The sequence below is a fragment of the Herbaspirillum camelliae genome (assembly GCF_001929405.1).
GTDB lineage: Bacteria > Pseudomonadota > Gammaproteobacteria > Burkholderiales > Burkholderiaceae_D > Herbaspirillum > Herbaspirillum seropedicae.
Map to the genome: position 1 here is coordinate 4,448,074 of NZ_KV880769.1, position 22,696 is coordinate 4,470,769.

At 63.6% G+C, this 22,696-nt stretch carries 20 protein-coding genes and 1 riboswitch; of the genes, 7 read left to right on the top strand and 13 right to left on the bottom strand.

Annotated features, from left to right (window positions below; all coding sequences use genetic code 11):
• Position 1: 1 nt before the first annotated feature.
• The 5 genes from BGK68_RS19905 to cyoA all read right to left on the bottom strand — a co-directional run bounded on the left by BGK68_RS19905 (position 2) and on the right by cyoA (position 4,948).
• A complete protein-coding gene (locus tag BGK68_RS19905) occupies positions 2–847 on the bottom strand; it encodes an SURF1 family protein (protein WP_075258508.1) in 846 nt (281 codons plus the stop codon).
• The gene (gene cyoD, locus BGK68_RS19910; protein ID WP_075258509.1) at positions 844–1,320 is read right to left on the bottom strand and encodes a cytochrome o ubiquinol oxidase subunit IV; all 477 of its coding nucleotides are present in this window, start codon (positions 1,318–1,320) and stop codon (positions 844–846) included. The genes BGK68_RS19905 and cyoD overlap by 4 nt, the downstream gene beginning before the upstream one ends.
• Positions 1,317–1,943, bottom strand: a complete 627-nt coding sequence (gene cyoC, locus BGK68_RS19915) for a cytochrome o ubiquinol oxidase subunit III (protein WP_013234440.1) — start codon at positions 1,941–1,943, stop codon at positions 1,317–1,319. Before cyoC ends, cyoD begins: the two co-directional genes overlap by 4 nt.
• Positions 1,936–3,939 carry a cytochrome o ubiquinol oxidase subunit I gene (cyoB, locus tag BGK68_RS19920; RefSeq protein WP_075258510.1) on the bottom strand — a complete coding sequence of 668 codons (2,004 nt, stop codon included), beginning with the start codon at positions 3,937–3,939 and terminating at the stop codon, positions 1,936–1,938. The genes cyoC and cyoB overlap by 8 nt, the downstream gene beginning before the upstream one ends.
• Positions 3,940–4,015: 76 nt before the next feature.
• On the bottom strand, positions 4,016–4,948 hold the full coding sequence (gene cyoA / locus BGK68_RS19925; RefSeq protein WP_075258511.1) for a ubiquinol oxidase subunit II: 933 nt from the start codon (positions 4,946–4,948) through the stop codon (positions 4,016–4,018).
• A 160-nt stretch (positions 4,949–5,108) separates the two neighbouring features.
• On the opposite strand from cyoA, the gene BGK68_RS19930 reads away from it, so the two are divergent.
• Positions 5,109–6,452, top strand: coding sequence for an MFS transporter (locus BGK68_RS19930; RefSeq protein ID WP_075258512.1), 1,344 nt, complete (start codon positions 5,109–5,111; stop codon positions 6,450–6,452).
• Between the two features lie 97 nt (positions 6,453–6,549).
• Here the strand turns inward: BGK68_RS19930 and BGK68_RS19935 are convergent, their stop codons facing one another.
• Positions 6,550–7,677 carry a zinc-binding metallopeptidase family protein gene (locus BGK68_RS19935; protein WP_075258513.1) on the bottom strand — a complete coding sequence of 376 codons (1,128 nt, stop codon included), beginning with the start codon at positions 7,675–7,677 and terminating at the stop codon, positions 6,550–6,552.
• Positions 7,678–7,834: 157 nt separating this feature from the next.
• Positions 7,835–7,908: riboswitch (Fluoride riboswitch) on the top strand.
• Positions 7,909–7,988: 80 nt separating this feature from the next.
• Between BGK68_RS19935 and BGK68_RS19940 the strand changes: the two genes are divergently transcribed.
• Complete coding sequence (locus BGK68_RS19940; RefSeq protein ID WP_075258514.1) at positions 7,989–9,317, top strand: voltage-gated chloride channel family protein; 1,329 nt, start codon at positions 7,989–7,991, stop codon at positions 9,315–9,317.
• 6 nt (positions 9,318–9,323) lie between these two features.
• On the opposite strand, the gene BGK68_RS19945 is transcribed toward BGK68_RS19940, so the two are convergent.
• Positions 9,324–10,487: a dienelactone hydrolase family protein gene (locus BGK68_RS19945; protein WP_075258515.1), complete on the bottom strand. Its 1,164-nt coding sequence runs from the start codon at positions 10,485–10,487 to the stop codon at positions 9,324–9,326.
• A gap of 563 nt (positions 10,488–11,050) precedes the next feature.
• Between BGK68_RS19945 and BGK68_RS19950 the strand changes: the two genes are divergently transcribed.
• Positions 11,051–11,917 carry a PCC domain-containing protein gene (locus tag BGK68_RS19950; protein ID WP_075258516.1) on the top strand — a complete coding sequence of 289 codons (867 nt, stop codon included), beginning with the start codon at positions 11,051–11,053 and terminating at the stop codon, positions 11,915–11,917.
• A 367-nt stretch (positions 11,918–12,284) separates the two neighbouring features.
• Here BGK68_RS19950 and BGK68_RS19955 read toward each other — a convergent pair whose 3' ends face one another.
• From BGK68_RS19955 to BGK68_RS19975, 5 genes are all read right to left on the bottom strand, one after another.
• Positions 12,285–12,653 (bottom strand): response regulator, encoded by a 369-nt coding sequence (locus BGK68_RS19955; protein WP_013234448.1) that lies wholly within the window; start codon positions 12,651–12,653, stop codon positions 12,285–12,287.
• A gap of 76 nt (positions 12,654–12,729) precedes the next feature.
• A complete protein-coding gene (locus BGK68_RS19960) occupies positions 12,730–13,686 on the bottom strand; it encodes a chemotaxis protein CheX (protein WP_075258517.1) in 957 nt (318 codons plus the stop codon).
• Between the two features lie 44 nt (positions 13,687–13,730).
• On the bottom strand, positions 13,731–14,357 hold the full coding sequence (locus BGK68_RS19965; protein ID WP_075258518.1) for a hypothetical protein: 627 nt from the start codon (positions 14,355–14,357) through the stop codon (positions 13,731–13,733).
• Positions 14,354–15,079, bottom strand: coding sequence for a methyl-accepting chemotaxis protein (locus BGK68_RS19970; RefSeq protein WP_075258519.1), 726 nt, complete (start codon positions 15,077–15,079; stop codon positions 14,354–14,356). The genes BGK68_RS19965 and BGK68_RS19970 overlap by 4 nt, the downstream gene beginning before the upstream one ends.
• A 48-nt stretch (positions 15,080–15,127) precedes the next feature.
• Positions 15,128–17,554 (bottom strand): ATP-binding protein, encoded by a 2,427-nt coding sequence (locus BGK68_RS19975; RefSeq protein ID WP_075258520.1) that lies wholly within the window; start codon positions 17,552–17,554, stop codon positions 15,128–15,130.
• 308 nt (positions 17,555–17,862) lie between these two features.
• On the opposite strand from BGK68_RS19975, the gene BGK68_RS19980 reads away from it, so the two are divergent.
• From BGK68_RS19980 to BGK68_RS19990, 4 genes are read left to right on the top strand one after another with little or no spacing between them, the layout of a single operon-like run.
• A complete protein-coding gene (locus tag BGK68_RS19980; protein WP_075258521.1) occupies positions 17,863–18,648 on the top strand; it encodes an SDR family NAD(P)-dependent oxidoreductase in 786 nt (261 codons plus the stop codon).
• Positions 18,649–18,665: 17 nt separating this feature from the next.
• On the top strand, positions 18,666–18,833 hold the full coding sequence (locus BGK68_RS28070) for a hypothetical protein (protein WP_198937235.1): 168 nt from the start codon (positions 18,666–18,668) through the stop codon (positions 18,831–18,833).
• 56 nt (positions 18,834–18,889) lie between these two features.
• Positions 18,890–21,202, top strand: a complete 2,313-nt coding sequence (locus BGK68_RS19985) for a VTT domain-containing protein (protein WP_233149362.1) — start codon at positions 18,890–18,892, stop codon at positions 21,200–21,202.
• Positions 21,202–21,984 carry an endonuclease/exonuclease/phosphatase family protein gene (locus tag BGK68_RS19990; protein ID WP_075258523.1) on the top strand — a complete coding sequence of 261 codons (783 nt, stop codon included), beginning with the start codon at positions 21,202–21,204 and terminating at the stop codon, positions 21,982–21,984. Before BGK68_RS19985 ends, BGK68_RS19990 begins: the two co-directional genes overlap by 1 nt.
• Before the next feature lie 25 nt (positions 21,985–22,009).
• Here BGK68_RS19990 and BGK68_RS19995 read toward each other — a convergent pair whose 3' ends face one another.
• On the bottom strand, positions 22,010–22,357 hold the full coding sequence (locus BGK68_RS19995; protein ID WP_233149363.1) for a hypothetical protein: 348 nt from the start codon (positions 22,355–22,357) through the stop codon (positions 22,010–22,012).
• Positions 22,358–22,696: the final 339 nt, after the last annotated feature.

The window sequence follows — 22,696 nt, forward strand, 5'->3', positions numbered from 1 at the left end:
ATCAGTCCCGCGACTGCGCTTGGCGGATGCGCTCGCGCCAGCGCCGCTCGTCACGGATGAGCCAATAGCCCGCGCCCAGCGACATCAGGGCCAGCGCGTACCAGGTCAGCGCGTAGATCAGATGGCTGTTGTGGAAGGCGATCACGGTCAGTCCGCCGACCGGTTTTTGCGCATCCGGCGCGACGGCGGCGTTGGCCTCGGCTGAGGCCTTGTCCGCATCGACGAAGTACGGCGCCACCGAGGTCAGTCCCTTGGCCTGGGCAATCGCCTGGACATCGCGGGAATACCAGCGGTTCTGGGCCGCATCATTGCTGCGCAGGAAGCCGCCCTTGGGCTCGCTCATGCGCAACAGCCCGGTGACTTCCGCGTTCTGGCCTGCCGGTGCGTCGGTGAGGCTGGCCTCGGACAGCTTGAGCGGCGAGACGCCGACGAATCCGCGATTGACCAGCACTACCTCGCCATCGGCCAATTGCAGGGGCGTGAGCAGCCACGCGCCGCTGCCCAGGTCGGTGCTGGCCTGCACGGCCACGGTCTTGCTGTAGAGATAGCGGCCGGCGAGGACCACGCGCTTATATTCATCGCGCTCCGCAGAGACTTGCGGCCACAGGGCCGGGCCCGGAGGAGCCACGGGAGCAGCGTGCACGCGGGCGTCAACCTTGGCGATCAGGTCCAGCTTCCATTGCAGGCGATAGACCTGCCAGCTTCCTAGCGCCGCGAAGACCAGAAAGAAAAATCCCGCCAAGAGGGTCAGCAACAGCAGGCTGGCCTTTGTGCGGGATACCGGGACGGCTGGCGCCGCCCCGCTTTCTTTGCCTTGCTTCACGCCATTGATTGGCGTCTGGCTCATTTCGATTGGGGCGCGCTATGTTGCATACCCTGCATGCCCTGCATCGACTGGGGAACCGTCTCGGTGGGCATGTTTTCCGGCGACATGGTCGGCATCATGTTGTGGTTCAGGTGGTACATGACCCACAGCGAACCGGCCAGCGTGATGACCACGATGACGATGGTGAAGATCATCGCCAGCATGTTCCAGCCGCCTTCGGACTTGCCGTTCATGTGCAGGAAGTACTTGATGTGGACCACGATCTGCACAGCCGCGAAGGCCAGCAGCACGATGCCCATGGTCGCCGAGCTGGAGATGGACTTGTTCATCACCAGCCAGAACGGGATCGCGGTGAGGATCACGGCCAGCACGAAGCCGGTGACGTAATCCTTCATCGTGCCGTGGGCGGCGTGGTCGCCATGACCATGACCGTGGCCATGGTCGTCGTGGTGGCCCATCGGACGGGCCGGGTGTTCTTGGTGGCCGCGGCTCATGGCAGGACTCCCATCAGATAGACAAAGGTGAAGACGCCGATCCAGACCACGTCCAGGAAGTGCCAGAACATGGACAGGCACATCAGGCGGCGGCCGTTGGCTTCGGTCAGACCGTGCTTGTTGATCTGGAACAGCAGCACGACCAGCCAGATGATGCCGAAGGTCACGTGCAGGCCGTGGGTGCCGACCAGCGCGAAGAACGAGGTCAGGAAGCCGCTACGGGTCGGGCCCGCGCCTTCGTGGATCAGGTGCAGGAACTCATAGAGTTCGAAGTAGATGAAGCCAGCGCCCAACAGACCCGTGATGATCAGCCAGAAGATGGTGTTCTGCTGCTTCTTGGCCTGCATGGCCAGCATGGCAAAACCGTAGGTGATCGACGACAGCAACAGCAGCGCGGTGTTCAGCGCCACCAGCGGCAGGTCGAACAGCTCGGCGCCGGTCGGACCGCCTGCGTAGTTGCGGCCCAGGACGGCGTAGCACGCAAACAGGCAGGCGAAGATCAGGCAATCGCTCATCAGGTAGATCCAGAAGCCCAGCAGGGTGCCGTTCTCCGGATGGTGATGGCGGACGAAATAGCGCGAGCTAGGCGTCGCGTCGGCCGTGTGGTTGATTGCTTCAGACATGGCTATTCAACAGACGTGTGCGCTCTGCTTCGACGCGGACGACTTCGTCGGCCGGGATGTAGTAGTCGCGGTTGTAATTAAAGGTGTGGATGATGGTGGCGGCAACCAGAACAACGAAGGTCGCCACAGCCGGCAGCCACATGTGCCAGATCAGGGCGAAGCCCAGCACTGCCGACAGCGCAGCGATGATGAAGCCGGCACCGGTGTTCTTGGGCATGTGGATTTCCACGAAGTCGCCCAGCGGACGCTGATACTTGTTCTTCTTCATGTCAGCCCAGGCGTCGTTGTCATGCACGACCGGGGTGAAGGCGAAGTTGTAGGCAGGCGGCGGCGAGGAAGTCGACCATTCCAGGGTACGGCCGTTCCACGGGTCGCCGGTCACATCGGCCAGCTTCTTGCGGTCGCGGATGGAGACAGCGATCTGGATGATGAAGGAACCGATGCCCAGGGCGATCAGGCCAGCACCCAGCGCTGCGATCACGAACCAGATCTGCAGCGACGGATCATCGAAGTGGCTCATGCGGCGGGTCACGCCCATCAGGCCCAGCACGTACAGGGGCATGAAGGCCAGGTAGAAGCCGACCAGCCAGAACCAGAACGAGCACTTGCCCCAGAACTCATTGAGCTTGAAGCCGAAGGCCTTCGGGAACCAGAAGTTGATGCCGGCGAACATGCCGAACACCACGCCGCCGATGATGACGTTGTGGAAGTGGGCGATCAGGAACAGCGAGTTGTGCAGCACGAAGTCAGCCGGGGGAACGGCCAGCAGCACGCCGGTCATGCCGCCGATGACGAAGGTCACCATGAAGCCGATGGTCCACAGCATGGGGACTTCGAAGCGGATGCGGCCACGGTACATCGTGAAGAGCCAGTTGAAGATCTTGGCGCCGGTCGGGATCGAGATGATCATCGTGGTGATGCCGAAGAACGAGTTCACGCTGGCGCCCGAACCCATGGTGAAGAAGTGGTGCAGCCACACCAGGTAGGACAGGATGGTGATCACCACGGTCGCGTAGACCATGGAGGTGTAGCCGAACAGGCGCTTGCCGCTGAAGGTCGAGACGATCTCAGAGAAGATGCCGAAGGCCGGCAGCACCAGGATGTAGACCTCGGGGTGGCCCCAGATCCAGATCAGGTTCACGTACATCATGGCGTTGCCGCCCATGTCGTTGGTGAAGAAGTTGGTGCCGAAGACGCGGTCCAGGGACAGCATGGCCAGCACGGCGGTCAGCACCGGGAAGGCGGCCACGATCAGGATGTTGGTGCACAGCGAGGTCCAGGTGAAGACCGGCATCTTCATCATGTTCATGCCCGGGGCGCGCATCTTGACGATGGTCACCACCAGGTTGATCCCTGATAGCAATGTCCCTACCCCGGCCACCTGCAAGGCCCAGATGTAGTAGTCCACCCCCACGTCAGGGCTGTACAGGATGCCCGACAGCGGCGGGTAGGCCAGCCAGCCGGTGCGGGCGAATTCGCCCACGAACAGCGAGGCCATCACCAGCAGTGCGCCGAAGGTGGTCATCCAGAAGCTGAAGTTGTTCAGGAACGGGAAGGCGACGTCGCGCGCACCGATCTGCAGGGGCACGACGTAGTTCATCAGACCGGTCACCAGAGGCATGGCCACGAAGAAGATCATGATCACGCCGTGGGCGGTGAACACCTGGTCATAGTGGTGCGGCGGCAGGAAGCCGGCGTTGTCGCCGAAGGCGATGGCCTGCTGCGCGCGCATCATCACCGCGTCGGCAAAGCCACGCAGCAGCATGACGATGGCCAGCACGATGTACATGATGCCGATGCGCTTGTGGTCGATACTGGTGAACCAGTCGCGCCAGAGCATGCCCCACAGGCGATATTTGGTGAGCAGGCCCAGTACCACTATGCCGCCCAGCGCCACCATGGCGAAGGTGCCGAGCAGGATCGGCTCATGGTATGGAATCGCTTCCAGACTGAGGCGACCGAAGATCAGCTTTATCAGGTCAAAATTGTCAGACATCTTTACTTCCCGGGGAAAAAGGAAATGGGGGCGCAGCGGTGTTCTGCTGCGCTGATACGGCTACCAGGCAAGGCAATCATTCGGCCTTTTGCTGGCCCGGTTTCACGTTCAGGTCGGTGGCCATCATCTTGTCCATGCAAACCGTGTTGGGAGCCACGCAGCGGTTCACGATGGCGTGGAACAGATTGGGCTCGATGCTGCCGATCAGGCGGGCAGGCTCACGTTCGCTCGGCTGTTCCAGCTTCAGGTACTCGGCGCGGTCCAGCTTGCTCGAATCGGCCTTGGCCTTCTGCACCCAGGCGTCGAAACCAGCCTGGTCCAGGCCGTGGAACTTGAAGCGCATGTGCGAGAAACCGGCGCCGCTGTAGTTGGCCGAGAAGCCTTCATATTCGCCGGCCTTGTTGATGACGGCGTGCAGCTTGGTTTCCATGCTCGGCATGGCGTAGATCTGGCCTGCCAGTGCCGGGATGTAGAAGGAATTCATCACGTTGGAGGCAGTAATCTTGAACTGGATGGGAACATCCACCGGCGCGGCCAACTCATTGACAGTAGCGATGCCTTGTTCCGGATAGATGAACAGCCACTTCCAGTCCAGCGCCACCACTTCCACCACCAGCGGCTTGACCTGGGGCGACAGCGGGCGCTCGGCGTCGATGCGCGAGAGCGGACGGTACGGGTCCAGGGTGTGGGTGGTGATCCAGGTCAGCAGGCCCAGGGCGATGATGATCAGCAGGGGTGCGCCCCAGATGACCAGCTCCAGACGGGTCGAGTGATCCCAATCCGGCTCGTAGGGAGCGGAAGTGTTGCTCTTGCGATAACGCCATGCGAACAGCAGCGTCAGGATGATCACCGGGACGATGATGAGCAGCATCAGCGCGGTCGAGATGACGATCAGGCGCGCTTGCTGGTTAGCGATGTCGCCGGAGGGATTCATCACGACGGTGTTGCACCCAGCCAACAGAAGCGCAGGAAGCAGGAGCAGTCCGCGACGGAGGATTTGAGAAACCATGAAGGAAAATTCCAGTCGTATGTATCAGAGCGTGGTAATGTAACGCCAATAAAGTGTGTTGGCGATTGGACGTTTTGTCCCACCCTGTTAGCTGCCACCTGGCAGGTTGGGATATGTAGCACGTACTGCGACTAAACCTCTAACAGTGGGAGACAAAGCCATGGCAAGCACCAGCATCCACAACGCTCAAGGTTCGGGCGACTCCGGCCCGCACTCCACCCACCCTTCCACTGCCCACGACCACGGCAAGATCGAACCCGGTGAGATCGCGGTTGGCGTGGTCATCGGACGAGCGTCCGAATACTTCGATTTCTTCGTCTATGCACTAGCTTCGGTGCTGGTGTTCCCGGCGGTATTCTTCCCCAACGAACCCAAGCTGGAAGGCACGCTCTACGCCTTCGTGATCTTCGCCTTCGCCTTCCTGGCCCGCCCCATCGGGACGACCATCTTCATGGCGATACAAAAGCACTACGGCCGAGAGGTGAAACTGACGCTGGCGTTGTTCATGCTCGGCTTTTCGACTGCGGGCATTGCATTATTGCCAACTTTTGAACACATCGGTATCTGGGCCATCATCTTGCTCTCGCTGTTGCGGGTTGGTCAAGGCCTGGCGCTGGGCGGGGCCTGGGATGGGCTGCCTTCGTTGCTGGCGATGAACGCTCCGCAGCACAAGCGCGGCTGGTACGCTGCGCTGGGCCAGCTGGGCGCACCGCTGGGCTTCGTGGTGGCGGCCAGCCTGTTTGCCTACATGCTCTCCAGCCTGACCCCGGCGGATTTCCTTGAATGGGGCTGGCGTTATCCCTTCTATGTGGCCTTTGCCATCAACGTGGTCGCCCTGTTCTCGCGCCTGCGCCTGGTGTCGGCCCCGGAATACGCCAAGCTGCTCGATGAGCGCGAGCTGGAGCCGGCCGGCGTGGTCGAGCTGGCCACCACCCAGGGCCGCAACATCATCATCGGCGCCCTGGCGGCGCTGGCCAGCTATGCGCTGTTCCACCTGGTGACGGTGTTCCCGCTGTCCTGGATCAAACTGTATTCGCTGCGCGAGGCCACCGATTTCCTGGTGGTGCAGATCTGGGGCGGCCTGATCATGGCGGTGGGCATCGTGATCTCCGGCCTGATCGCCGACCGCTTCGGCCGCCGCAATACGCTGGGTTCGATGGCCCTGCTCATCGCCATCCTGTCGGCCTTCGTCCCGACCCTGATGAATGGCGGCGAAGCCGGCCAGAACACCTTCATCCTGATCGGCTTCGCCCTGCTGGGCCTGTCCTACGGCCAGGCTGCCGGCGCGGTGACGGCCAACTTCAAGGCCCGCTATCGCTACACCGGCGCCGCCCTGACCTCCGATCTGGCCTGGCTGGTCGGCGCCGGTTTCGCTCCGCTGGTGGCGCTGGGCCTGTCGGCCCACTTCGGCATGGCCTACGTGAGCTTCTACCTGCTCTCCGGCGCAGTCGGCTCGCTGGCCGCGCTGAGCCTGAACCGTGCGCTGGAGGCGCGTGACGACTGACGCCTCAACAGCACCGGGCCGGCTGTCGAGCCGGCCTAGCCGACAAAACCCGGGGGTGCGCTCCCGGGTTTTTCTTTTGCCGGCATGATCGGACGGCTTACGACGCGGCCGGCGCAGGGCTGGCGCCATTGACCACGTCGTGGACGAAACGCAGCTTTTCCAGCACCGGAGTCGACAGCGTGAAGGGATAGGAATCCGGCATGCCGATGCTGCGCGAGAGACTGTTGAGTACGTAGGTCAACGCAAACCACTCCCGCGCCAGCTCATCAAAGGAGTCCGTCGCCGCCGGCGGTGACGCAATCACCAGCTTCTGCTCGCCGGCATGACGCGGCCGCAGCTGCACCCCGCAGGCATAGGCGGTCTCCAGCGTATCGAACATATGCAGATAATGCGCCCAGGTCTCGGCCCAGTCCTCCCAGGGATGACTGCTGGCATAGGCACTGACGAACTGCTCCTCCCAGTCCGCGCGCGGGCCGTTGTCGTAATGCTTCTGCAGCGCCGCGCCGTAGTCTTCCCGCTCATCGCCGAAGCGCTGGCGAAACGGCTCCAGCCAGGCGCTGCCAGCTATCAGCCGGTCAAAGTAGTAATGCCCGCTCTCGTGACGGAAATGCCCCAGCAGCGTGCGATAGGGTTCGGCCATCTGCTCGCGCGCCTGTTCCCGGTAGGCCGGATCGGCCTCGGCGATGTTGATGGTGATGACGCCATCGGCATGCCCGGTCAGCACGCGCTCGCCATGCGGCAGGTCCTGCAGGAACTCGAAGGCCAGCCCGGACTGCTCGTCCTCCATCTTCGGCGCTGGCTGCAGGCGCAGGGTCCACAGCGTATGCAGCAACCGCCGCTTGGCCGTCTCCAGCCGGCTCCAGAGGACGCGATTGTTGCCCTCGTCCAGCGTCGGGATGACCCGGGTGAGGCGGCAGGAGGCGCATAGCTCATGCGTTTCCTGCTCGTCGAGCATCCAGTTGCAGATGTTCTCGCGCCAGTAGTTCAGGCATTGCTTGAACACCCTGCCCTCATTTTCCGGCCGGACGCTGCGCCAGCGGCCTGGTCCTGGCTGCGCTGCCTGCTCGGGATCTGCGCCGCTCTCGGCTAGCGGCGTCTCCAGCGCGGAAAAACTGGTGATGGACTGCAGCTCGGGCTGATAGCCGAGCATCCAGCCACAGCTCCCGCAGACGGTATTCTCGAAGAAGACCTGCGCGCCGCAATTGTCGCAATGAAAGGTGTTCATCGACTTGCCCTTATCGTGATGGCCGCCCCGTGCCGGAGCGCGCTTCAGGCATTGGAAGAGAAATGTGACATTACGTTCCTGCATCTCCCCGATCAATCGCCAGAACGTCCATCGCCGTGAGCACAAAGTTGTCCCTATTCGGCAAACTTGCTACCATTGCGCGGCAGGAGATGGCATTCCTCCTCAAACCGCCACCAAGTTCAGCTTGGGGCTGATGATGCCTACAGTGACCTGGCAACCCGGGGCTGTAGGTATTCGCCTGTAGCTTTCCCGCCCCGTGTTCCAGGAAGATCCACCCGATACCTGGTCACATGAAAAATCACAATTATCCGGAACAGCTCTACCTGCTGCCCTACATCGGCAAATGGGCGCTGATTGCCAGCCTCATCGCCGCGCTGGCGGGCTCCGCTTCGGCCTTCTTCCTCTTCGCACTGGACTGGGCCACCCACTGGCGCGAGCACCACGCCTGGATCATCTGGCTGCTGCCTCTGGGCGGCTTTGCGGTGGGCTGGCTGTACCTGCATACCGGCAAGCCGGTCGAGGCCGGCAACAACCTGCTCATCGATGAAATCCACGATCCGCGCAAGGTGATCCCGCTGCGCATGGCCCCGCTGGTATTGCTGGGCACCGTGGCCTCGCACCTCTTCGGCGCATCGGTCGGACGTGAAGGCACGGCCGTGCAGATGGGCGGCGCGCTGGCCGACCAGCTCACCCACCTCCTGCGGCTGCGCCCGGAGGACAGGCGCATCCTGCTCATGGCGGGCATCAGCGCGGGCTTTTCCTCGGTCTTCGGCACGCCCATGGCAGGCGCCATCTTCGGACTGGAGGTGCTGGCCATCGGGCGCATGCGCTATGAGGCCATCTTCCCCTGCTTCGTCGCCGCCATCGCCGCCGACCAGATCGGCCTGGCCTGGGGCGTGCACCATACCCACTACGCCATGAGCGCCAGCGCTCCCGTGGCGCTGTGGAGCGTGGCTGCCGTGATTGCTGCCGGTGTGGTGTTCGGCCTGGCGGGGATGCTCTTTGCCAACAGCACCCACAGCCTGTCGGCCTTCATGAAACGCCATGTCAGCTATGCGCCGCTGCGCCCGTTCATCGGCGGCCTCATCGTCGCCGTAGCGGTATGGGCGGTCGGCACCCATCGCTACATCGGCCTGGGCATTCCCGTGATCGTCGACGCCTTCCAGCAACCGCTGGCGCCCTGGGACTTCCTGGGCAAGATGGTCTTTACGGTGACCTCGCTGGGGACCGGTTTCAAGGGAGGCGAAGTCACGCCCCTCTTCTACATCGGCGCCACCCTGGGCAATGCGCTAGCGCCACTGCTGCATCTGCCCTTCCCGCTGCTGGCCGGGATCGGTTTCGTGGCGGTCTTCGCCGGCGCGGCCAACACGCCGCTGGCCTCCACCATCATGGCCATCGAACTGTTTGGTCCCCAGATCGGGCCCTTTGCCGCGCTGGCCTGCGTGGTCGCCTATCTGTTCTCGGGCCACACCGGCATCTATCATGCCCAGCGCGTCGGCCAGGCCAAGCTGGGCTTGCTGCCCAAGGGCCTGCGGATCGGCGAAGTAGGCGGCTACCGACGCAAGCTCTCCGCAGCACCGCCAGAACAGGACAACGACCTCGGCCAGCGCCAGAAATAAGGACGCTCAGGGGAGTTTTCCAGAGGCGGCAACCGGACTGGCGCCGTCTTCCGGCTTGACCCAGACCACATCGTCATTGATGACGTAGAGGGCGCAGGGCTCGGGCGAATTCTTCTGGCAGTTCTGCAAGGCCCGTTCTGAAGGATTCTCGCCATTCACGGCCCAGCCTACGTGGTTGGACGGGGAGATCGCAAACGCCCGTGGCGAGCGCATGGCGATAAACTTCTCATACAGCGCACGGGTTTTCTCGTTCAGGTAAGGCACCGCCGCGCTGTCTTCCAGATTGGCATAACCGCTGCTGGGCAGCTCCCCGGTGAGCCTGACGGTCTTTTCGGTGGGCATGCCGACCTGCTTGAGCAGCGCCTCCGTGGGCGGCCACCAGATGGGAATGCCGTCGCGGCTGCCGCTCATGCCATGGGCGTCGCTCTTGAAGGGGCCGAAGGCCACCAGCGTGGCCGGGCCGCCCGCCTTGGTGTACGCCTCATACATGCGGGCCGCCAGTTCGGGATTGAAATAGCTGTCGTTCTCGCCGTAGAACCAGAGACTGGGAATGCGGGTGCGGCTGCCAAAGACGCCAAAGGCATCGACCAAGGCCGATTTCCAGATGCAACCGGTGGCGTCGTAGCGCAAGCCCCCGGCAAAATTGAGCAAGGCCCGCACACCCGGCGGATTACGCTCGCCAAAGGCCATCGTGGTCAGGCCGCCATGCGACTGGCCCATGATGATGACCCGGTCCTTGTCCACCCAGGCTTGCTGGCGCGCATAGTCCAGCGCCGCCTGGAGATCGTCGGCCTGGGCCTCGCCATTGCCGCGGATGTTGCAGCCGCCGTCCACATACATGCCGCCAGACTTGGAAAAACCCTTGCGCATGGGCAGCAGGACGGCATAGCCGCGCCGCACGAACTCGGTCGCCATCACCACGCCACGGCCACGCGGCTGGAAAGCCGGATTGCCCGGTGATTTACCGTGGTTGATGATCAGCAGCGGAAATGGCCCCTCCCCCGGCGGCCTGAACAGCGTGGTCTCGAGCTTGACGGAGAAGATTCCCGTCCCTGAAGGAATCATGATGACTTCTTCACGCAAGGCCTTGTTCAGCGGCGGTTCGACAGCCCACGATGGATTCTGCAGGAGACACCCCAGCAGCAATACGGCGACGATCTTGATCTTCATCTTGTAGAACCCATTTCATAAATAGGCGTGAGATGCGTTCTGCCCAGAAAGGGCGCTGGCAAGGCGCGCGACGCGTCGTGTGGCGGTGCCACACGCAAGGAGCGCAACGCCGCCAGCGCCCTTTCTGGGCAGAACCCGGAGGGAGCGGCCCGTTTGGGCGAATTGCTGCGTTACGAATTTGGGTCAAGACGCCCAGTCTTGACCCAAATTCGCGCCTTGCACTTCATCCCAAACGGGACTCGCTCGCACTCACGCCTATTTATGAAATGGGTTCTAGTCATTGTGATGGTCTTGTCTGCGCGACACCCGCCCCGGCAAGCGCCCCCTGACGCTGGAGCCGAGCGCCGCTCCCCTCGAGATCTTTGCACAATGGTCTGACAGAGGGCTGACCACGCCCCGTCGTTCTGAATAATGTTGCGGCGTGATGCAAAAACATTCACCAGCACGCCCTGCGCCAAAGCGCGATAATTCCCGCTATCCCTAACAAACGACAAGCCGGCGACCTGCCAAGACCGCCGCCGCGAAAGATCGTAGACCGCAGATCGCCCTGCCCAGGAGACTCCATGCAAGCAGCCCCACGCTTCAGCCGCACCGTGCGCCACCCTGGCGCCCCCGATCCGCAACGCATCGTTTCACTGGCCGGCCCGGCCATGCAGCTCGATTTCACGCTGGAGGCGGGCCGCAACCTGCGCGATGCGATCAGCATTCCCCTGTCCCGCGCTGGCCTGGAGGGCGGCACCGTGCGCTTCGGCCAATTGGCCATCTCCCAGTTGCACTTCCTCATGCCCGCCCTGGCGGTGGATGACCAGCACGCCGCCTTCTACAGCGCACCGCAGGCCATGGAAGAAGGCACGCTCATCGACTATGCCTGCGCCACCTATGGCCGCAAGGACGGCGAACCCTTCGTGCATTGCCATGCGGTCTGGCGCGACCGTCAGGGGCAGCGCCAGGGCGGACACCTGATGATGGAAAAGACCCTGGTCGGCGCAGACACCCCCGCGCAGGCCTGGGGCCTGCACGACGCCACCATGGCCACCCGCTATGATCCGGAAACCAATTTCACGCTGTTCTACCCTACCCGGCTCGCCGAGCAGGCCGTCACCAGCACAGGCAAACGCGTAGTGCTGGCTCGCATTCGTCCTGACCAGGATCTGACCATGGCCGTCGAAGCCGCCTGCGCGGAACATGGGATGGCCAACGCCATCGTGCGCGGGAGCGTGGGCAGCATCATCGGCGCTGAGTTCGACGATGGCCGGATACTGGAAGATCGCGCCACCGAGATCCTGATCCGCGCGGGGGAAGTCCGCCAAGGCCGCGCGCGCCTGGAGATCGGCTTGATCAATCCGCAGGGCCAGGTCTGCGAGGGCGTGTTGGCGCGAGGCTGCAATCCGGTGTTGATCTGCTTTGAACTGGTGCTTCAGGAGCTTTGAGTCAAGCATCTGCCGTCGGGCCTGTCGTTTTCCCGCAGGGGGCGCAACTGTGCCAACTGGAGCGGACTCAATGGCTGCGCATCGGGATCGGCCAGTGCCGCCGCGGTGATCTCCGCGTCTTCGGCGGAGGTGGGCAGGAAGGTACCCGGTTTAAGTGTAGGCATATCGCTCGATCTCCCGTTTGTTCGCCATTCGCAGGCTGAGGGTCCACCTGCCTGGCAGGCGTGTCGCCTGGGCCACCCCATGGCCCAACAGATGTTGCGTTATTTAATCAGGAAATCTGTGCGCGACATAGGCACAGACGCAAAAACGGCCTGCTTAACAGGCCGTTTTCGCATCATCCTGCCCGAATGTACAGGGATGGGTCTCAAGCCCCCACCAGCTTCTTGAAGGTCGGCAACACCGCCTCCCCCTTGAACGGCTTCACGATCCAGCCCTTGATGCCGGCGGCCTTGCCGCGTTCCTTCATGATGGGCGAGTTCTCGGTGGTCAGCATGATGATGTTCACGCTGGCGTTGCCCAGTTCGCTGCGGATCTTCTCGGCCATGGTCAGACCATCCATGTTGGGCATGTTCACGTCGGAGACCACCAGCTTGATGGCGGGGTCGCCCTTGAGCTTGCTGAGGCCGTCACGGCCATCCACGGCCAGGGCGACGTCCAGGCCGTTCTTTTTGAGGAAGTCGCCTACTTCGGCGCGCACCGTGCTCGAATCGTCCACTACCAGGATTTGTGCCATCTTGATTCTCTTTCAATAGGGGGAGGTACTGCATTGGGGGGAATAAACGCTTGCGATCGAACCCGCCACCGGGCGCTCAGAACAGCTCCAGTTCGCCGGACTCGAACAGTTCTTCCACCGACGTCTGGTTTTCCGTGAAATCCTCGGGTGACCACGACAGGTTGAAGATAAAGCGCTGCAACAACACCAGCGGCGCGCCATCCGCGCGGCGCAGCACGTACTTGAAGCACAGCTGCGCATCGTCCGATCCAAAGGAGATGTAGCGATGCTGGTGGTTGATGATGATGGGCACCTGGCTCAGCTGATGAATGGGCTGGCTCTGGTTGATGAAGCGGTTCTTGAACCAGCCCCAGATCAGGTTGGTCAGCTCGCCCAGGGCGTTGTTGAGATCGCGGAAGTCGTCCGACGCATCCCCGGTAAGCGCCTGCAGCGTCTTCTGCTCGGCCTGCAGCATCATGTAGCCGCGACACCAGCTGCTCTCCAGCGGAATGAGCGTAAACACCTCGCCGAAGATGATGCGGTCGCGCACCAGATAAGGCTGGTCGATCTCCACGCTCATGCCGGGGAACTGGTTCTCCAGCACCATGCGGCTGATCTCGGCAATGCCGCGCACCAGGGCATTGGGATATTGCTGGCTGAAGATGGCCGCCGTCAGCGCCGGCGCCAGGGCGTCGATCTCTTCGATCCGGTAGACGGCGCTGAACAGTTCGCTCTCGCGCGCATCCAGCGGCTGGTCGGCGCTTTCGCGGCGGCGGCGCAGGAAGATCGGCAACTCGGGACGCACCTCGCGGATGCGCCGCGCCAGGCCGCGCGCGCCCTCGCCCAGCCCGGCCAGGCGCTCGGAAAGCATGATCCCGCCCAGGTCGACGTTGCTGCGCAAGACCGCCATGATGTGTTCTTCATGCGCCTTCAGTCCCACCAGATGATGGCGCTCGCAGAATGACTTGATGGTGTCATAGCAATCGGCGTCCTTGTCCACCACCAGCATCTTGCTGGTAATGGTGCTGTGTTCTTGGCTTGCGCGCGCGTCCATATCGGATCTACCCCCCCCCCGGAAATCGTTGATGTCGACAGCGGCTAGAAAAGTTCCAGCTCGCCGGTAGTGTCTACCTGCTCCTCGGCCGCCACGGCGAAGTCCAACGGGGCGTAGGCCGACACGCACAGGCTGACGTGAAAGCGCGGCGACTCCGGCAGTTCGGCCAGGTCGATGGCGAAATGCCGGAGGTGCGCGCAGTTGAGTTTTTGCAGATAGGCCGCACACTGGCGGTCAATGACGTTGGGCGTGGACATGCCCAGGTGCGGGAAGTAGCGTCCCAACTCACGGTTGAAGATCCCGCAGCACAGGTTGCCGCATTCGGCAATGGCGTCCAGCAGCGCCTGCTCGCTCATCTCGGCCGCCGCCACATTGTGCAGGCGTGCAAAGTGCGCCCGGGTCGCGGCATCGGCAGTGAAATGGAACATCACCACCAGACGGAACAGGTAGGAAGAGATGGTCAGCACCACCATCTTCTTCTCTTGCACATGGCTGATGTCGTCCAGCACCTCGAACGCCGCCTGGCATCCGCTGGGCACCAGGCTGCTACGCAGCGCCTGCTGCAGCAGCACGTCCAGGCCGTCGCGTGCGGCGGCGGAGACGCGCTCTTCCTGCACTGCCTGGGCGGCGGCGGTCACGGCCTGCACCTCATCCATCTCGTTGGCGCTCATGCCGCTTCGGCCAGGGTGTCCCTGGTCTTCTTGTTGATCAGGTCCAGGCCGATGACTGCGCCCATGATCATCTTGCCGCCCGCCTGCAGGTCCTGGAAGGTGGTGGTGGTGATGAGGTCGTTCTGGTAGAGGTTGGCGCGATAGCTCTTGGAGAGCTTCTCGGCGCGCTGCGCCAGGTCGCGCACTTCCTGCGCTACCACGGCGAAGCCGCGTCCATGTGCGCCAGCGCGGGCGGCTTCGATGGAGGCGTTGAGCGCCACGATGATGACCTGATTGACGATGAGGGCGAACTCGTCGTTCATGCGGTGCATGTCGCGGTTGTGGGCGATGAGCACGTTCATGTCGTCGTGCCAGCGCTCGAAGGTGCGCACCAGGCCGAGCAGCTTGGCGATGGTGTCCTGGGAGGCGTCGCAGTTCTCTTTCACGCGGGAGAAGTTGTCCGATTGCTGGCTTTGCAACTGCCCTATCATCGTTTCGCTCTCGTGCCGCATCTCCTCCAGCAGCCGCTGGGCCGACAGCCGCTCCTGCTGGGCCTGTTGCTCATGCGCCTGGATCTGCTGCTCTTGCCTGGCCAGCGCTTCCTGGGCCTGCTGGCGCACCAGTTCCAGCTGGCCGGCATCGATCAGGCGCTGTGCGCGCCGTTGCTGGCGCAGCCACAGCAGGGACAGCGGCAGGCCGGCCAGTACGGCGCCCAGCACCACCAGGAGTATTGCGTTGACCATGTTCAGACTTGTTCGTGACGACGGTTGTTGGGACGATGGCGCCAGGCCTCAGGCCACCTGCGAGTCGCCACCCTGCGGCAGCACCACGGGCTGGATGGTTTCCTGGCCGGCCATCGGATAAGGCACATCGATGCCCTCGACTTCCACGGCGACGTTCTCAGGCAGCATCACGATGATCTGGAAGGGGCGGAAAGGCGCGCCCTCTTCGGTATCGGTGAAGCGGATCTCGATCTGCCCATGTTCGCGGGTGACGAAGTCCAGCACCGCATCCATGCCCACACCACGGCCCGAGACCTCAGTCACTTCGCTGCGGGTGGAGAAGCCCGGTTGCAGGATCAGGCGAGCGATCTCGGCGTCCGACAGGGCCTGGTCCACCGTGATCAGGTGTTTCTCGATACCGATCTGACGCACCCGTTCCAGCGCCAGGCCGCGGCCATCGTCGGACAGGGCCATCTGGAACATGTCTTCCATCACGCCCATTTCCAGCTTGATGGTGCCGGCCTCGGGCTTGCCCTTGGCCAGACGCTCTTCGCTGCCTTCCAGGCCATGGTCCATGGCGTTGCGGATCAGGTGCATGAATACGTTCTGCAACAGCGGCGCGGCAAAACTGTGGACCACGTAGCCGTTGTCCTCGATCTGCACCACCGGGGCAGCCTTGCCCAGATCGGCGGCCAGGGCCGGCAGAGAATCGGTGACCGGGGCCAGCACATCCTGGATGGTCTCGGTGCCGAGCAGGCGCAGGGTGCGGCGCACGTCGTTGCGCACGGCCACCAGTTCATGCAGGTTGGCGGTGTTGACGTTTTCCAGGCGTTCCAGGCTTTGCTCGATATGCTTGCGGTCGATGGTCATGACGTGGCGCGCATAGCCAGGCAGGGTCTGCTCGCCGGCTGCAGCCACGCCACGGCCAAGGGTGACGTCATTGATACGGGCGTAACGGTCGATGGTCTCGCGCACCTGCGCCAGCTGGCGCAGCAGCTCTTCCTGGTTCCAGACGGCACCGCTGGCGGGATGGCGCAGGTCGTCGTAGTGCTGTTCGGTGTGGTGGACCACGTTGGCCAGATGCAGCAGGCCGTAGGTGCGGCCATTGCCCTTGATGGTATGCATGTTGCGGAACAGCTTGGCGATGGCGAAGGCGGTGGCTTCCGGGTTCTGGTGGACGATCTGCTCGTTCTCGTCCAGGAAGCGGCGTGCGCTGCCGATGAACTCGGCAAACTTGGACGGCGCCACGGCCAGGATCTCACCGATCATTTCCAGTTCGCGCTTCTGCTCGTTGGCTTCGGCGGCCAGCTGGCGCAGCTCGGTCACGTCGCGCACACACAGCATCAGACGGATCACCGTATCGGCCTCGTCGGTGATGGGCGACCAGGACAGGTCGAGGATCTTCTTGCTGCCGTCGGCCATGGTCTTTTCGATCTCGCCCACCATCAGGTGCGCATTGAATTCGAAGTTCATCACGTCTTCGCCGATGCAGGCGCCACCGATGGCTTCGATCTGCGACAGCGTATCGGCGCCCAGCTGGGTGTCGGCAAACACCAGTTCCATCACGTCGCGACCGGCGATGTCGGTGGTCTCGAAGACGGTTTCCAGGAAGGCCGAATATTCCGGGTGAATGCGGTTGCCCTCGACGATGGTGAGGATGCCCTGCGGGATGTTCTGCAGCATGGCCTGCATGTCGGCGGTCTTCTGGCGCACCTGGGCCGAGGCTTCCTCGATCTTTTCGACCATGCCGTTGAAGGCGACGATGGAATGGCCCACTTCATCCATGCGCTGCACCGGCAGGCGGCGGGTGAAGTCCTGGCTGGTGGCGATCTCGCCCATCATGGCGGCCATGCGGCTGATGGGACCAGTGATCTGGCGGTACAGCAGGAAGCCGATGCCGCCCAGCAGCAGCACCGCCATGACGGTGACGATGCTGATGGTGGTGGTGGTCTGGGCCAGCTTGCCGTTGAGCGAGGCAATGGCATTGTCCTTGAAGCGGTTCTTCTCGATGCGCAGGGTGTTGACGATGCCTTCGAGCTCAGTCTGGTACTGCATCACGCCGCCGAAGAACTGCGCCTGGGCGATCTCGTTCTTGCCGGCCAGCTTGAACTTGGCAGTGGTATCGATGGCGCCGAAGTAGTTGTCCAGGCTTTCCTTGGCCTGCTCGATCAGGCCGCGCTGGGCCACCCCTTCAGCCTGCTGCGCCTGCGCGGCCAGGGCCTTTTCCAGCACGGCCTTCTTCTCGGCCAGCTTTTCGTTTTCTTGCGCCACCAGTTGGTTGTCGTTCTCGGTGACCATCACCATGGCCGCCAGTTGCACATCCTTCAGTTGCCCCATCAGGTCGGCCGACGCCAGCACGCTGGGCATGACGCCCTCGGTGACCGAGCGCACCTCGACAGCGCTGCTGCGGGACTGGTACATCGCGTAGCCGCCAATACCGGCGATAGCGATGAAGGTAAGTATCACCAGTAGCGTGATACGCATGCGGATGGTCATGGAGTTCCCCTTGGGTTGGCGGCGTCCGGCGCCGGTTCACGTTCTTCCCGGGAACGTGAACAAATGGTCAGCCGGTCTGGATGCGGGGCGAATTGTTGCACTCAAGTATTACTGCTGCGTGACAATCCGTGACTGTTCCTTCACGGCAAATGAGGGCTCGCATTTGCCTGCTGGCGGGCGCTTTCCATTCAACGGGAATGCCTTTGCAGCGACAGCATCTTCCTACAGCAGCTTGCGAGGCTGTCCGATGGGACGGGCGCCCAGCAAGCTCTATCGTGAGGGCTTGATCGTATAGCCAGGAGTTGCCCATGCCCGCTTTGAATCCATCCCGTCTGCAACGCTTTGAGGGCAAGGTCGTCATCGTCACGGGCGCTGCCTCCGGCATCGGCGAAGCCACGGCGCGCCGGTTCTCCGACGAGGGCGCCCGCGTGCTGCTGGCCGACCGCGACGCCGCCGCGCTGGGCAAGGTCTTTGACAGTCTTCCGCCCGAGCGCACCGCCGCCCGTGAAACCGATGTTTCTCATCATGAGCAGGTGCGCCAGCTGGTGGACTTTGCCATCGAGCGCTTCGGCCAGCTCGATGTGCTGGTCAGCGATGCCGGCGTATTCGCCGAGGGCAATGTGACCGAGGTCAGCCCGGAAGACTGGCACCGCGTTCAGGCCACCAACGTCAACGGGGTCTTCTACGGCGCGCGCGAAGCCCTTCCCCATCTGGAAAAGACCCGCGGCTGCATCGTCAACGTGGCCTCCGTGTCGGGGCTGGCGGCCGACTGGAACCTGAGCGCCTACAACGCCTCCAAGGGCGCGGTCTGCAACCTCACCCGCGCCATGGCGCTGGACTTCGGTCGCAAGGGCGTGCGCATCAATGCGGTCTGCCCCAGCCTGACCCACACCGCCATGACTGCCGATATGGCCGACGATCCCGCTCTGCTGGACAAGTTCGCCGAACGCATCGCCCTGGGACGCGGCGCCGATCCGCTGGAGATCGCCGCAGTGATCACCTTCCTGGCCAGCCCCGACGCCAGCTTCGTGAACGGCGTCAATCTGCCGGTCGATGGCGGACTGATGGCGTCCAATGGCCAGCCGCCCCAATGACCGACCAAGGAGCCCGCATGAGCCAAACCATTCCCCTTCCTGAAGACACCAGCCAGGCCACCGAAACCGCACTGGACAAGAGCAAGCCGCAGGCCCTGCCGCACGACGGCCTCAAGCCCCAGTCCGACCAGCCGGGTACGCCGCCCGCCAGCGAAGAGCATCCACTGTCGGTAGGCAAGCCCTGAACGGCTCAGCCATAGAGAGATAGAGAGAGAAGAACAACATGGACTCCGGAGGCAGCATGTCATCCACTCCCGCCCAACCGGATGCACCGGCCACAGGCCTGCTGCAACCTGGCCACAACTGCTGGCGGCTGGCCCATGCCGACCGTTTCCGGTTGCTCATCGATGCCGCCGACTACTTCAGCGCGCTGCGCCAGGCGCTGGTGAAGGCGCGCCGCAGCGTCTACATCCTGGGCTGGGACATCGACAGCCGCACCGTCCTCACGCCCCAGGGCAGCGACGACGGTCTGCCGGCGCAACTGGGCGACCTGCTGCATGCGCTGGTGGAGCGCCAGCCAGATCTGCACATCCATGTGCTCAACTGGGACTATGCCATGCTCTACGCGCTGGAGCGCGAGTGGATGATGGCCAGAAAGCCCGGACGCCCGCGCAACAAGCGCCTGCATTTCCGTACCGACGCCCGCCACCCGGTGGGCGCCTCGCATCACCAGAAGATCGTGGTCATCGATGACCAGTTGGCCTTTGTCGGCGGCCTGGACCTGACGCGCTGCCGCTGGGACAACCAGGAACACCTGCCCGATCATCCGCTGCGGCGCGATCCCGATGATCGCCCTTACGCGCCCTTCCACGACGTGCAGGCCATGGCCGACGACGAGGTCGCGCGCGCGATGGGCGTGCTGGCGCGACGGCGCTGGGCGCTGGCGGGGTATGCCGAAAAGAGCGCGGAGAAATATACCGAAACTACCGGCGCACGCGCCAACGCCGCCGAGTCCACCCTGGCGGCCAGCGATCCCTGGCCGCCCGCCTTTGCCCCTGATCTGCAGGATGTGATGATCGGCATTTCGCGCACCGAGCCGGCCTATGAAGACCGGCCCGGCGTCTACGAAGTGCGCGAACTCTATCTCGACGCCATCGCCCAGGCGCGCCAGCACCTGTTCTTCGAGAACCAGTACTTCACCTCCAACGTACTGGCCGAAGCCCTCGGTGCGCGGCTGCGCGAGCCGGACGGACCGGAGGTGGCCGTGATCTCTCCCCGCACCCAGAGCGGCTGGCTGGAGCAGGCCACCATGGGGGCCTTGCGCGCACGCATCCACCATCGCCTCAAAGCGGCGCTGGCGGACCAGGGTGAGCAGGCCGAGCCGCGCTACCAGATGTATTGCCCGCACCTGCCCGGACTGGAAGACGATTGCTGCCTCAATGTCCACAGCAAGGTCTTTGCCATGGACGATCGCCTCTTTTCGGTGGGCTCGGCCAATATGAGCAATCGCTCCATGGGCTTCGACACCGAATGCAATCTCAGCATCGAGGTCCAGGGCGACGCCGCCAAGCAAGCCGAAGTGCGGCAGGTCATCGCCACCCTGCGCAACCGGCTCTTGGGCGAGCACCTGGGTGTGCCAGCGCAGGCGGTGCAGCAGGCCATGACCCAGACCGGGCGTTTGCACGCCGCCATCGATGCGCTGACCCGCCCGGAAGCGCGCAGCTTGCGCCCGCTGGACCCGCGCCTGATCCCGGAACTGGATGCACTGACCCAGGACAACGCCGTCTTCGATCCCGAGCGCCCCATCAGCCCCGACGAAATCGTCGATGCCTACGTGCCGCGCAGCGCCCGCAAACCGGTGCCCCGCCGCATGATCGGCCTGGGTGTGCTGGCGGTGCTGCTGGTGGCCTTCGCGCTGGCCTGGCGCTTTACTCCGCTGCGTGAATGGATCAACCTCAATTCGCTGATCGCGCTGGCCCGCAGCGTCGACAAACTACCCTTCAGTCCGCTGATCGTCATGACCACCTTCGTGGTGGCGGGCATGCTGATGGTGCCCATCACGGTACTGATTGCCGTTGCCGGGGTGGTCTTCGGGCCGCTCAACGGTGGCTTGTATGCGGCCGTCGGCGTGGGATTCAGCGCCCTGTTGGGCTTTGGCGTGGGCCACTGGCTGGGGCACGACGCCTTGCGCGACCTGCTGGGCCCGCGCGTCAACAACCTGAGCCGCCGCTTTGCCCAGCGCGGCATCGCGGCCATGGCCGTGGTGCGGCTCTTGCCGATCGCGCCCTTCACCATCGTCAATGTGGTGGCGGGCGCTTCACACCTGCGCCTGCGCGATTACCTGCTGGGTACGCTCTTGGGCATGTCGCCCGGGATCGTGCTCACGGTGGTGTTCTCGCACAACCTGGCCGAGGCGATCCGCCATCCCAGCCTGGAGACGGTGCTGGTGCTGGTGGCCGTCACGGTCGCGCTGATGCTGGTGGCCTTCGGGCTGCAGAAGCTGTTCCGTCCGCGCGGCCAGGAGCGTGGCCGCGCAGCCGCACAACGCCAGGGCAAGGGCGCATCGACTAGTGCGCGCCAGGGTGAGGCTGCCGTCAAGGTGCGCCAGGCCTGATGCGTAGCGCCCGCCTGTCCGAGCGCCAGACCGCGCCCGCCCCCGCCGATACCGAACTGGTGCTCAGCGCGGACGCGCCCTTGCCGGGGCGCGATCCGTGGCCGCTCACGGTAGCCACCTACAACATCCACGGCGCCGTCGGCACCGACGGGCGGTTCGCGCCCGAGCGCGTGGCGGCCGTGCTCGACGAGCTCAAGGCCGATGTGGTGGCGCTGCAGGAAGTGCCGCTGGGCGGGGCGGACCAGGTCGATGTGCTGGCGCTGCTGCGCGCACACACCGGGATGTTCGCGGTGGAAGGGCCGACCATGGAAAGCCCGGCGCGGCGCTATGGCAATGCGGTGCTGAGCCGCTATCCTATCCTGGCCACGCAGAGTATCGACCTGTCCTTCGGCAGCCGCGAGCCGCGCGGTGCGCTCGATGCCGACATCGACTGCCGTGGCCAATTGCTGCGTGTGGTGGCCACGCATCTGGGGCTCAAGCCCGCCGAACGGCGCGCCCAGATCCAGCGCCTGCTGCAGGCCTTCGATACCACTGACGCGCCGGTGATCCTGATGGGTGACGTCAATGAATGGTTCATGTGGGGGCGCACCTTGCGCTGGCTGATCGGGCATTTCGAGGCGGCTCCCGCACCGCCTACCTTCCCCTCGCGCTGGCCGGTGTTCGCCCTGGACCGCATCTGGATTAGTCCGCGCCAGCGCCTGCAGCGCGTGGCAGTGCATCGTTCCGCACTGGCCAGGGTGGCGTCGGACCACCTGCCGCTGCTGGCCCATATTGCGGGATGAGCCTGCGTCGCTGTCTTGTCCGCTGTCAGCGGCTGCGGCGCTTGTCGCCCCACAGCTTGACCGCCAGCGCGCCCCAGATCAGCAGGAACAACGTGTTGCCGGGCAGCCAGATCATCTGGGTCCAGACAAAATCGTTTACCCAGAAAGCGAGCACCTCGCGGCAACCGCAGACATGATAGGCATAGAGCCATTCGTCGCCGCTGCGGGCAGCGGCGAACTGCTGCCATAGAAAGGACAACAGCACCGGAATTCCCACCACGCCCGCCAGACACCAACGCCGCGTCTGTCGGTGGCGACAAGCTCCCTTGGGCAAGCCGGCCTGCGGCCCCTCGCCTGCGCTGCCCGTGCATCCCTGCACCGCTTTGCCGTGCATATTTCCCCCTTGCACTTGGATTTGTTTGCCCCTGGATTGCCGCACTGCCGTCATGACGACGCCCAAGTGCAGCACGACAATCTCTGCCCATCTCCCCTGACGGAAAGACGGGCCTTTCTGGTTGGATCAACGCAAGGTATGGAAAGCAAGACGCCTGCGCAAGCGCAGGCGAGAGGAAGGGCATGGATGTACGGCTCGCATTTTGCGGCAATCAAGGCAGCGCCGCGCAAGGCGACAAACTGCTTGTTTTTATGACAAAAGCACGCCTTCCCAGACCGATACGATACGTTTCGTCTCGGATTCTAGGTGCAAATTATCCTGTACTCAACAAAATTTACG